An 11854-nucleotide genomic window follows, 5' to 3' on the forward strand; every position below is an offset into this window, starting at 1 on the left:
CGTGACCCAATCAGCCCCAACCAGTATTTTGTTTGTCTGCGCAGGCAATATTTGTCGTTCGCCGCTTGCGGAAGGCGTGATGCGAGAGGTTCTGGCTGAGCGCCGCATTGATCATGTGTTGATCGATTCCGCAGGCACCAATGGCTACCATACCGGCGAAGAGCCGGATGATCGCTCGATCCGGGTTGCAGCCGGTCATGGCCTCGATATTTCTGAGCAGCGCTGCCGTCAGCTCATTGCAAGCGACTTTACGCGGTTCGATCTCATTGTGGGTATGGATCGCTACAATATGCGCATGATCGCACAGCGAAAGCCTGTAAGCGCAAGCGCTCGTATCGGGTTGTTCACCGAAATTGCGCAAGGAAAAGCAGTTGAAATCCCCGACCCTTATTATGGCAATATCGGGGATTTCGAACATGTTTACCGGATGGTTCTGGCCTCATCAAAGGCGCTGGCTGACCAGTTCTGGCGCGATGCGGGTACCAAAGGCCAGGCTTCCTCGACAACATAAGGTCCACCGCCGACAGAATCACGTGACGACATCAGCACGAAGCGCCCCACCTTGAACGGCATTGTCGAGAAGTTGCCGCGCGATGAGAGGTAATGCACGACATCCTCAATGCGCGGGTTTCTCAACCGTGCCAAAGTCACGTGCGGTGTGAATTTGCGCGGATCAGCAGGAATGCGAAGCCGTTGGCAGATGCGTTCGATTTCGCCCTGAAGTGCGTTGAGTTCAGGCGAGGGAGATACGCCGGCATAGATGCTGTGCGGCTTCTTGGAGCCGAAAGCATCGACACCTGACAGGCTGAGCATGAATTCAGGGCGCCGCACGCGATCGAGTGCATTGGCAACCTCATCGGCCACATGGCCTTCCACATCTCCAATAAAACGCAGGGTTATGTGGTAGTTTTCGACATCAATCCAGCGTGCGCCGGGGAGGCCGCCTCGTAATAACGAGAGCGAAAGCGCGGCGTCGCGCGGGATTTCGAGGGCAGTAAAGAGACGCGGCATAAAGCATCCTCCTCGAACCGTTCTGCACCAGAGCGTCGTGTGGCAAAAACCACGGAAGGACGCTCTGCGTTTAGAGTGCCTATGCATCAATCATCAGGAAAACGAATCTTCTTTACGAACCGATGCAACTTGCAGCGAATCATTCTTCGCCGTTTTGAGCAAGCTGTTTATGCTTCCGGTCTGTGTCAGCCGCCCGATGTCCCCGTCTTTTGTTTGGCTTTGAGGGTTTTCTCGATCACTGGCATGAAATGGCTGACCATTGTTTCAACGCCCTTTTCATTTGGGTGCATGCCATCTTCGAGCAGCAGATCCTTCTGGGTGGTGACACCATCAAGGAAGAACGGATAAAGTGGTACGCCATATTTCTGCGCGAGCTTTGGATAGATCGGGTTGAATTTGTCGGCATAATCCTTGCCCATATTGGGCGGAGCCATCATGCCCGCGAGAATGACTGAAATACCGCGTGCCTTCAGACGCGAAAGCATTTCATCAAGATTTTTCTCTGTAATGTCCGGCGAAATACCGCGCAGCGCATCATTGGCACCCAGTTCCAGAATAACCAGATCGGTGCCATCGGGAATCGACCAGTCGATGCGCGCAAGCCCACCGGTTGTGGTGTCGCCCGAAACGCCTGCATTCTCGATACTGACTTCATAGCCCTTGTCGTCGAGTGCTTTTTCAAGCTGCTGCGGGAAGGCCGCATTGGACGGCAAAAGGTAGCCAGCCATCAAACTGTCGCCAAAACCGACAATCTTGACCTGTTCAAGCTGTTCGGTTGGCAATGCGTCTTCGAGGCCAGTTGGCTCTTCCTGAGCGCGTGCTCCTGTCGCAAGAAAAGATGCGGTCAGAGCAAAAATCGATAACCAAACCGTGATCGAGTGTTTGAAACGCATTGTTAGCGACCCATATCTAGCAAAGTGGGCAATCCGCCCGGATGATTCCTTCTCGCGCAAAACAAGTTCAATTTTGTGACGCGCTTTGACCCTGAATATGCATATAGGAAGAAAAACGCGTGACGGAACAGGTAGCATCTTCAATTTCTGGCCCGATTATTGAACTTGAGAACGTTCATTTGACCCTCGGGCACGCTGCCTCGTCTGTGCATGTCCTCAAAGGCGTCTCGCTTTCCATTATGCAGGGCCGCTCTGTCGGTATTGTTGGGCCATCGGGTTCGGGCAAATCAACCCTGCTGATGGTGCTGGCGGGGCTCGAGCATGTCGATCAGGGCAGCGTGAAAATCGCAGGCGAGACGATTAGTCAGATGTCCGAAGATCAGGCCGCGGCTTTTCGCGGTGCCAATATCGGTATTGTCTTCCAGTCGTTCCATCTGATTCCCAATATGACGGCGCTTGAAAATGTCGCTGTTCCTCTTGAACTTGCCGGACGTAAAGATGCGTTTGAGGTTGCCGAACGCGAGCTTCGCGCTGTGGGGCTTGGCGAGCGCCTGACACATTATCCGTCGGAACTGTCGGGTGGTGAGCAGCAGCGTGTCGCCATTGCGCGTGCGCTTGCGCCAAGCCCGAAAATCCTCATTGCCGATGAACCGACCGGCAATCTCGACACGGCAACGGGTCGACAAATCACCGATCTTCTGTTTTCAAAGCAGCGTGAAAACGGCCTGACCATGGTGCTGGTAACACATGATCCATCGCTTGCTGCGCGCTGTGATCAGGAGATCCCGGTGCGTTCAGGCCGTATCGAAGAGCCTGCCCGAAAAGAGCCTGCGCTTGAAGAGGCGGTGGCAGGCGCATGAGTTTTTTAAAATCGTTTTCTCTCGCTCTGCGCTTCGCTTTGCGTGAAATGCGTGGTGGGTTATCCGGCTTCTATATCTTTCTCGCCTGTATCGCTTTGGGTGTTGCAGCCATTGGTGGCGTAAACTCAGTTGCGCGCTCGGTCAGTACCGGTATTGCAGCCGAAGGCCAGACTATACTTGGCGGCGATGTCAGTTTTGCGCTCAATCAGCGTGAGGCCAGCCCCGATGAACGTGCCTTTATCGAGCAGCAGGGACGCTTTGCCGAAAGCGCCACCATGCGCTCCATGGCGCGTTTGCCCGATGGGTCGGATCAGTCGCTCGTGGAAGTGAAGGCCGTGGACGCTGCTTATCCGCTCTATGGTGAGTTGAAAACACAGCCGCAGCTTTCGCTTAACGATATGACCAAAGAGCAGGACGGCGTTTACGGCGCGGCTGTCAGTCAGGATTTTCTCAATCGCATGGGCGTGTCGCTCGGCACGAAGGTGCTGCTCGGGTCTGAAACTTTTGAGCTGCGTGCGCTGATTGAAACCGAACCTGATCTTCTGTCATCGGGTTTTAATTTCGCGCCGCGTTTTCTCGTCTCGATAGACGGCTTACGTGCATCTGGCTTGATACAACCCGGAAGTCTTGTCGATCATATCTATAAGGTCGCATTGCCGGGTAGTGCATCTGATTCAGCAATCACGCAGTTGCGTGAACGCGCAACGAAGGACTTCCCCGATGCTGGCTGGAATATCCGCTCACGCAACAACGCAGCCCCCGCACTGACTGCCAATATTGAGCGCTTTTCGCAATTCCTCACGCTGGTCGGCCTGACGGCGCTGATTGTTGGCGGTGTTGGTGTTGCCAATGCCGTTCGCGCTTATCTCGACGGCAAGCGCGGGGTGATTGCGACGTTCAAATCATTGGGCGCGCCTGCACGCTTTGCGGTGCTGGTCTATCTTGTACAGATCATGGTGATCGGCCTGATTGGCATTGCCTTTGGACTGCTGCTGGCGGCCATTATGCCGTTTGCGGCTGCCGCAGCCCTTGCCAATTATCTGCCCGTTGCGGGTGGTGGCGGCTTTTTCCCTGATGCTCTGGCACTGGCGGCAGCGTTTGGCCTTATCACAACGCTGGCCTTTGCGATCATTCCGCTGGGGCGTGCACGCAACATCCCTGCCACTGCATTGTTTCGCGAGCAGGGTTTTGAGCAGCGCGGACTTCCGCCATTGCTTTATCTGGCTCTGGCTGTCCTGCTGATTGCGGCACTGGCCGGACTTGCGCTTTATGTGGCCTATGATCGGCGGATCGCAGGCGTTTTCATTGTTGCGGCGATTGCGGCTTTTGGTGTGCTGCGGCTTGTGGCAGACGGCATCCGCTGGCTGGCGCGCCGTGCGCCGCGTGTGCGTTCAACAGCTGTGCGTCTGGCAATTGGCAATATCTACCGCCCCGGCGCTCTGACGCCTTCGGTGGTTTTGTCGCTCGGTCTTGGCCTGACGCTGATGGTGGCTATTGCGCTTATTGATGGCAATCTGCGGCGCCAGATAACGGAGAATATTCCCGCACAAGCGCCGGACTTCTTCTTCGTTGATATCCAGAACAATGACATCGGTGATTTCACCAAACTTGTCAGCGGCATCGTGCCGAATGGCAAGCTCACTGCCGGGCCGATGCTGCGTGGTCGTATCGTTGCTTTCAACGGCACGAATGTGCGCGACATGACCATTCCGCCTGAGGCCGCATGGGTGTTGCGTGGAGACCGTGGCATTACTTTTGCGGACAAAGTTCCCGAAAATTCGACGCTGAGCGAAGGCGAGTGGTGGCCTGCCGACTATAAGGGCGAGCCTCTGGTCTCGTTTGCAGAGCGCGAGGGCAAAGAGCTGGGGCTCAAGATCGGCGATGTGGTCACCGTTAATGTGCTTGGCCGCAATATCAATGCCAAGATTGCAAGCTTCCGGCAGTTGCAATGGGAAACGCTGGCGATGAATTTCGTCATGGTTTTCTCGCCCAACACGTTTGCCGGTGCACCTGCAACGTGGCTTGCAACGCTGACGATCCCAGAGAATCAGAAGAACTTGGCGCCGGATGTTTTGCGACAGGTCACAAAGACATGGCCGGCGGTGACGACAGTCAGCGTCACCGATGCGCTTGATGTGGCAAATGACCTGATCAGTCAGCTTGCAACGGCGATCCGGGCGGCAGCCTCTATTGCGCTTGCGGCATCGGTTTTGGTGCTGGGCGGCGCTTTGGCTGCTGGCAACCGTGCCCGTGTTCACGATGCGGTGGTGCTAAAAACGCTGGGTGCCACACGCGGCACGCTGATTACGGCTTATATCGTTGAATATATGCTGCTTGGTCTTGCAACCGCCGTGTTTGCGCTGGTCGCGGGAAGCGTTGCGGGTTGGTACGTCGTGGTTGAAGTTATGAAGCTTAAAGCACAGTTCCTGCCGGATGTGGCTTTGATGACGATTGCCATCGCTCTTGTGCTGACTGTCGGATTCGGACTTGCCGGAACATGGCGTGTTCTGGGTCAGAAGCCTGCGAACGTGCTCCGAAACTTATGAAGCATTTGTAATGTTGTTGCATAAAATCGCGTAAGGTCTTGGATCTTATTGAAAATGCGGTCCATTTTAAAATGCTCTTATTATGATTTTTTACAGGGAGTACTTGTAGGATAGCTGCAAAATCCCCATAATAAGCGAAGGCATGCTGGGGTCCCGCCAGCGGCGCCTTGTGGCATCTTAAGCTTGAAGTATGCCCTGACACCGGACGGGACAAGGCAAGAGGAATTAAGTCATGGCTGACTATCGCAATATTCAGGCGCAGAGGCCCGTCGGCGGCGCGCGCGTCGGTGCTGACATCGATCAGGGGCTGCGCAGCTATATGCTGGGCGTTTACAACATGATGGCTATCGGCTTGGTCGTTACCGGCCTTGCTGCTCTGGCTGTCTCATCGCTGGCAACAACAACAGACCCATCGGCTGCAGTTGCGCAGATGGCGAACGGCAAGATGCTCACTGCACTCGGTGCAGCCCTTTACACATCCCCGCTGCGCTGGGTTGTTATGCTTGCGCCGCTCGCAGCAGTCTTTTTCCTGAGCTTCCGCATTGAGCGTCTGTCGGTATCGACCGCCAATGCTGTGTTCTGGGGCTATGCGGCACTGGTTGGTCTGTCGCTGTCGTCGATCTTCCTGGTCTTTACCGGCCAGAGCATCGTTCGCACCTTCTTCGTGACGGCTGCCTCTTTCGGCGCGCTGTCGCTTTACGGCTACACCACCAAGCGTGATTTGTCCGCTATGGGGTCGTTCCTGATGATGGGTCTGTTTGGCCTGATCATCGCTTCGGTTGTTAACATCTTCCTCGGCTCCACCGCGCTGCAGTTTGCAATCTCGGTGATCGGCGTGCTGATCTTCGCAGGTCTGACCGCCTACGACACGCAGTCGATCAAGGAAATGTATTTTGAAGGTGATTCGGCCGATTCGCAGGGCCGTAAAGTTGTTATGGGCGCGCTGCGTCTGTACCTCGACTTCATCAACATGTTCATGTTCCTGCTTCAGTTCATGGGCAACCGCGACTGATCAGTCTGGAATAGAATGAATGCGAAAGGGCAGCGGAAACGTTGCCCTTTTTGCTTTTCAAAAAGACTTCTTCGGGGCATGTTGAGCGGGTAATTTCAAACAGAGTCCTGGCTTTCGCTATGCCCTTCATTCGAGACTTTCAGCCCACCGATATGGCAACCATTACCGCGATCTACACGGAAGCGGTGTTAAACGGCTCCGGTTCCTATGAGATTGAGCCGCCTACTCTTGATGAGATGAAGCGGCGCTTCGACACTTTCGTCGATCAGGGTTTTCCGATTCTTGTTGCGGAAGAGCATGGCCGGGTGCTGGGCTATGCCTATATCAGCTATTTCCGCACAAGGCCTGCCTATCGCTGGCTTGCAGAAGACTCGATCTATATCGCACCCGATGCGAAGGGAAAAGGCCTTGGTAAGCTGCTGCTTGGAGAATTGATAAAGCGCGCGACCGCGCTTGGCTTCCGGCAGCTGCTGGCGGTGGTGGGCGATGGTGAGCACAATATCGGCTCGGTGAAGCTGCATGAAAGCCTCGGCTTCATCCATTGCGGGCGTATTCAGGGTTCCGGTTTCAAGCATGGCCGCTGGCTTGATACCGTGCTGATGCAGTTGCCGCTTAATGGCGGTTGCACGGTTGATCCCGGCGCCATGCCACTGACTTAAGTCATCGCTTATTTATCGACCAGCTTGAGGCTCTTGTCGAAAACGCGAAGCACACGCTCAAGCTCGTGCCCGCGCTTCATGATAAGGCCTGTTGCGGCAATGACAGAATAGGCGCCCTGCTTATTTGCGAGCTTTGGATTTTTCTCAATGCGAAAAAGCGGCACTTCGCTTGCCCGACGGAAAATCGAAAAAACAGCCCTGTCTGCGAGATGGTCAATCGCATAATCCCGCCAAACGCCTGTTGCGACCATGCGGCCATAAATATTCAGGATTTTGCCAAGCTCATGCCTGTCAAAGCTGATGGTGGTTGGAGCAGTTTTTATATGCCCCACAGGGGCAATGTTTCGGGTGGACGAAGAGTTGGGAAGTGAATGGGACGCTGCCGCATTCTCATTTGCAGCGCTTTGTTTATCCATGGTTTTCCTTTCGACGCTGGATGGTTAGCCAAGGAAATGCGCAAGTCGCAATTATCTTGCCGCATAAGCACATGGTGATGGTTTTGTTAAATCTTTGCAAGGTTGTGATTGGCGCTGGTGATCGCGCGCAAATTGATCTATAAAAAATCAATCCCAATTAGTTGTATATTAGCTGGTCACGAAAAAAGAACGTCTGTTCTGAATGGTGATGATTGGCCACATTTTGGCCTTGTTAACTTCGCATTCCGGCCTGATTGTGCGGCCTATATTAGCGTGTTGCCTGAGACGGTTCGGTTCGGGTTTGTCCGACCCCAAGCCCCCCGCCCAAAGGACTGCTCGAACCGAACCAGCTCACACGCGATCAGCCTCCCAGGCAAATGTGAACTTCCAAAAATTATCGAAAACAGGCCGTCAAAGACGTGATCCTGATAGCGTTTGGCGCATTACAGGCTAAGCGGGCTTCTTTGCTTAAATATGGCCGCACCATGGATTGGGCCAAGCGCATTGGCGCTGTTGCTTTCCTGCAAAATGATTGCGCAGCCGTTTACGTCCTTGCGCTTGAGCTCTGAGGCAGGCAGCTCGATTTTCATGGCCTCACCGTCCCACATGCCGATCGTGTCAGTGTCCGTCACCGTATTGCGGTACGTGACTGACTGGCCGGCATTCTCGCCCCGGTCGATCGGGATCGTGACTGCATCGCGCAAATAGAACATCACCACATGCACCGGACTTTTCGGCTTTTCACCTTTGGCGATCTCGATGGACAGACGTCCGTCATCCAGCTTACGGATCGAAACGGGCACGTTAAGTTTGTTTGCAGCAATATGTTGTTTTACCGCCTCAGCATCGCGACCATTCACTTCAGACGTGCCATTGACGATGGCCTGCGGCGTATACAGCATCTTGGCATTAAACGAATTGCGATAGGCGTTCTGGCGGTCCGTGTTGTCCTGCGATGCAAGCGTATCGTGCCAGCCCATATAGTCCCAGTAATTGACGTGGAATGACAGCGCCAACACGTTCGGGTCATCGGCATATTTCGCCAGATTCTTATCGGCTTGCGGGCAGGATTTGCAGCCTTGGCTGGTATAAAGCTCAATCACCGATGTGCGCATGCTGCTGGATTCAGCGTTCGCCACGCCATGCATGGACAAACTACCCGTAAACGCCAAACCCAGAGCAGCACAAACACAGCGCAGACCGGGAGCATATTCGCCGGAAAATCGTGTACATGTCCCATTGAAAGGGGAGTGGAAGGTCACTTTGGTTTCATCCTGCAATCAACGCATTTCCAGCAAAACGAAAACGGTTTTGAATGGTTCAATGCGTATATAATTAGCTCTGACATATATTATGTAGGAATTGGCATGATCAATAGGAAGTCACGTTGCAGTGAGTTTCATGTGGGTACTGTTTCTTTTATCCCACGCTTGGCGTGACCTGCGATAAAAGGATGGTGCGCCAGAAAATCCATAGGGACGGGACTGATCGAATATGCGGTTGAGCCTAAGAGAAAGAGCCATCGCCATTTGCGATGAAAAGATAGCCAAAAAGGGCGAGACGGTTGGCATCTCTTTTTACGCGTTCTTTGCCAATAAGAATTCTGACCCCGAATTGCTTATGGAAGCTGCTCAGTGGTGGATTAAAACCCACACGCTTGATCATTTTGAGAAAGCAGTAAAAATCAGGGATATGATCCGTTCGGGCTTATAAACCAAAAGGCCGCCGGATTTCTCCGGCGGCCTTTTAATTTTGATGCTGTACTGATTAAGCAGCCAGATCGCGCAGAACGGTCTGCAGAATGCCGCCATTCTTCATGTAGTCGAGCTCATCCAGCGTATCGATACGGCAGATGAGCGGAACCTTCTTCACGCTGCCATCGGCATAAGTGATGGAAGCTTCGACCTTCTGGCGTGGGCGCACATCGGCAAGGCCTTCGATGGAGACGATTTCATCGCCCTTAAGACCGAGTGTCTGCCAGCTTGTGCCTTCCTCGAAGACGAAAGGCACAATGCCCATGCCAACGAGGTTGGAGCGGTGAATACGCTCAAACGACTGCGCAATCACAGCCTTGACGCCGAGCAGATTGGTGCCCTTTGCAGCCCAGTCACGCGACGAGCCATTGCCATATTCGACGCCGGCAAAGATGACGAGCGGAACGCCCTCTGCCTTGTATTCCATAGCGGCGTCGTAGATCGACATTTCTTCCTTCGACGGATAGTGAATGGTGTATCCACCTTCACGACCGTTTTCGCCCAGCATGTGATTGCGAATACGGATATTTGCAAACGTGCCGCGCATCATCACTTCATGGTTGCCGCGACGTGTGCCGTACTGGTTGAAGTCGGCAATGCCGACGCCATGGTCAAGCAGATACTTGCCAGCAGGTGACTGCGCCTTGATGGAACCGGCAGGTGAAATATGGTCGGTTGTGATCTTGTCGCCGAAGAGACCAAGCACACGCGCGCCTTTGACATCAGAAATCGTGCCAGCCGACTTGCCCATGCCCACAAAGTAAGGCGGGTTCTGCACATAGGTCGAATTGTCGTCCCATGCATAGGTCTGGCCAGCAGGAACCTGAACGGCCTGCCAGTTTTCGTCGCCCTTAAACACATCCGCATATTTCTCGGAGAAGATTTTGCGGGTGACATTCTTGGCGATAAAGTCCTGAATTTCCGCCGATGAAGGCCAGATATCGCGCAGGAATACCGGATTGCCATCTTGATCTTCGCCAAGCGGCTCTGTTGTCAGATCCTTGGTAACCGTACCGGCAAGCGCGTGAGCAACAACCAATGGCGGCGAAGCCAGGTAGTTTGCCTGAACGTCCGGCGAAACACGGCCTTCAAAGTTACGGTTACCGGAAAGAACGGCAGCCGCAATCAGACCCTTTTCATTGATGGTCTTGGAGATCGGCGCAGGCAATGGACCGGAATTGCCGATACAGGTCGTGCAGCCGAAGCCAACGAGGTTGAAGCCGAGTGCATCAAGATCCTTCTGGAGGCCAGCGGATTCAAGATAAGCGGCCACAACCTGAGAACCGGGTGCGAGCGAGGTCTTGACCCATGGCTTGGTCTTGAGACCCTTGGCAACCGCATTGCGCGCCAGAAGACCGGCAGCAATCAGCACGCTTGGGTTGGAGGTGTTGGTGCAGGACGTGATTGCGGCAATCGCCACATCGCCATGACCAAGATCATAGTCTTCACCTTCAACGGCATAACGTGTGGTCTGGCCGGTGGTCTTCTTGTACTCGGTTTCAAGCGAGGTTGCGAAGCCCGATGCAATGTTTTCCAGCGCAATGCGGCCTTCAGGACGCTTTGGACCAGCCATCGATGGAACAACGTCACTCATGTCGAGTTCGAGAATGTCGGTAAAGACTGGGTCTTCCGATCCAGCTTCACGCCACATGCCCTGAGCACGCGAATAAGCTTCCACGAGCGCGAGACGGTCTTCTGCACGACCGGTCGTGTTCATGTAGTTGAGCGTTTCCTTGTCGATCGGGAAGAAGCCGCAGGTTGCGCCATATTCCGGGCCCATATTGGCAATGGTCGCACGGTCGGCGAGCGTCATGTTTTCGAGGCCTTCGCCGAAGAATTCGACGAATTTGCCGACAACGCCCTTCTTGCGCAGCATCTGTGTGACGGTGAGCACGAGATCGGTTGCGGTCACGCCTTCCTTGACTTTGCCTGTCAGGCGGAAGCCGATGACTTCTGGCAAAAGCATGGAAACGGGCTGGCCGAGCATGGCAGCTTCCGCTTCAATACCGCCAACACCCCAGCCAAGAACGCCAAGGCCATTGACCATGGTGGTGTGGGAATCGGTGCCAACGCAGGTATCAGGATAGGCAACGGTTTCGCCATCTTCTTCCTTGGTCCAGACAGCCTGTGCCAGATATTCAAGATTGACCTGATGGCAGATGCCGGTGCCCGGAGGAACAACACGGAAGTTCTTGAATGCCTGCTGGCCCCATTTGAGGAAGCGGTAGCGTTCGCCATTGCGCGCATATTCGAGGTCCACATTGGCCTTGAAAGCATTTGGATTTCCGAACTCATCGACGATCACCGAGTGGTCGATGACGAGATCAACAGGAACCAGCGGATTGATCTTTTCAGGATCGCCGCCCAGCGCCTTCAGACCATCGCGCATGGCTGCAAGGTCAACAACGGCTGGAACGCCGGTGAAGTCCTGCATCAGCACTCGGGCCGGGCGATAAGCGATTTCAGCGCCTGCCGAGCCGCGATCATTGAGCCACTTTGCAACAGCTTCGATGTCCGACTTCTTGACAGAGCGGTCGTCTTCGAAGCGGAGCAGGTTCTCAAGGAGAACCTTCATGGAGAAAGGAAGCTTGGATATGCCCGTCAAGCCGTTCTTTTCGGCTTCGGTCAGGCTGTAATAGACATAATCCTTACCGCCAACGGTAAGGGTTTTGCGGCATTTAAAGCTGTCGATGTGCGACACTT

At 54.3% G+C, this 11854-nt stretch carries 11 protein-coding genes; 6 read left to right on the forward strand and 5 right to left on the reverse strand.

Annotation, left to right across the window (positions count from 1 at the left end; all coding sequences use genetic code 11):
* Position 1: 1 nt before the first annotated feature.
* The gene (locus tag ABE530_RS00705; protein ID WP_499693287.1) at positions 2–511 is read left to right on the forward strand and encodes a low molecular weight protein-tyrosine-phosphatase; all 510 of its coding nucleotides are present in this window, start codon (positions 2–4) and stop codon (positions 509–511) included.
* Here the strand turns inward: ABE530_RS00705 and thpR are convergent.
* Positions 421–1011: an RNA 2',3'-cyclic phosphodiesterase gene (gene thpR / locus ABE530_RS00710; protein ID WP_265982662.1), complete on the reverse strand. Its 591-nt coding sequence runs from the start codon at positions 1009–1011 to the stop codon at positions 421–423. The genes ABE530_RS00705 and thpR overlap by 91 nt on opposite strands.
* A gap of 185 nt (positions 1012–1196) precedes the next feature.
* The gene (locus tag ABE530_RS00715; RefSeq protein ID WP_265982663.1) at positions 1197–1904 is read right to left on the reverse strand and encodes an arylesterase; all 708 of its coding nucleotides are present in this window, start codon (positions 1902–1904) and stop codon (positions 1197–1199) included.
* 119 nt (positions 1905–2023) lie between these two features.
* Between ABE530_RS00715 and ABE530_RS00720 the strand changes: the two genes are divergently transcribed.
* From ABE530_RS00720 to ABE530_RS00735, 4 genes are all read left to right on the forward strand, one after another.
* Entirely contained in the window at positions 2024–2764 is a 741-nt protein-coding gene (locus tag ABE530_RS00720) for an ABC transporter ATP-binding protein (RefSeq protein ID WP_265982664.1), read from the forward strand.
* Positions 2761–5310 (forward strand): ABC transporter permease, encoded by a 2550-nt coding sequence (locus ABE530_RS00725; RefSeq protein ID WP_499693288.1) that lies wholly within the window; start codon positions 2761–2763, stop codon positions 5308–5310. Before ABE530_RS00720 ends, ABE530_RS00725 begins: the two co-directional genes overlap by 4 nt.
* A 232-nt stretch (positions 5311–5542) precedes the next feature.
* Positions 5543–6322: a Bax inhibitor-1/YccA family protein gene (locus tag ABE530_RS00730; protein ID WP_265982666.1), complete on the forward strand. Its 780-nt coding sequence runs from the start codon at positions 5543–5545 to the stop codon at positions 6320–6322.
* A gap of 119 nt (positions 6323–6441) precedes the next feature.
* Complete coding sequence (locus ABE530_RS00735) at positions 6442–6981, forward strand: GNAT family N-acetyltransferase (protein WP_499693289.1); 540 nt, start codon at positions 6442–6444, stop codon at positions 6979–6981.
* 8 nt (positions 6982–6989) lie between these two features.
* Here ABE530_RS00735 and ABE530_RS00740 read toward each other — a convergent pair whose 3' ends face one another.
* Complete coding sequence (locus ABE530_RS00740; RefSeq protein ID WP_499693290.1) at positions 6990–7397, reverse strand: DUF2794 domain-containing protein; 408 nt, start codon at positions 7395–7397, stop codon at positions 6990–6992.
* Between the two features lie 443 nt (positions 7398–7840).
* Positions 7841–8575: a DUF1223 domain-containing protein gene (locus ABE530_RS00745; RefSeq protein WP_499693647.1), complete on the reverse strand. Its 735-nt coding sequence runs from the start codon at positions 8573–8575 to the stop codon at positions 7841–7843.
* A 316-nt stretch (positions 8576–8891) separates the two neighbouring features.
* On the opposite strand from ABE530_RS00745, the gene ABE530_RS00750 reads away from it, so the two are divergent.
* Positions 8892–9110 (forward strand): DUF6500 family protein, encoded by a 219-nt coding sequence (locus tag ABE530_RS00750; protein ID WP_499693291.1) that lies wholly within the window; start codon positions 8892–8894, stop codon positions 9108–9110.
* 54 nt (positions 9111–9164) lie between these two features.
* Here ABE530_RS00750 and acnA read toward each other — a convergent pair whose 3' ends face one another.
* Entirely contained in the window at positions 9165–11852 is a 2688-nt protein-coding gene (acnA, locus tag ABE530_RS00755) for an aconitate hydratase AcnA (protein WP_265982670.1), read from the reverse strand.
* Positions 11853–11854: the final 2 nt, after the last annotated feature.

Source organism: Brucella sp. TWI559 (genome assembly GCF_039674265.1).
GTDB lineage: Bacteria > Pseudomonadota > Alphaproteobacteria > Rhizobiales > Rhizobiaceae > Brucella > Brucella chromiisoli.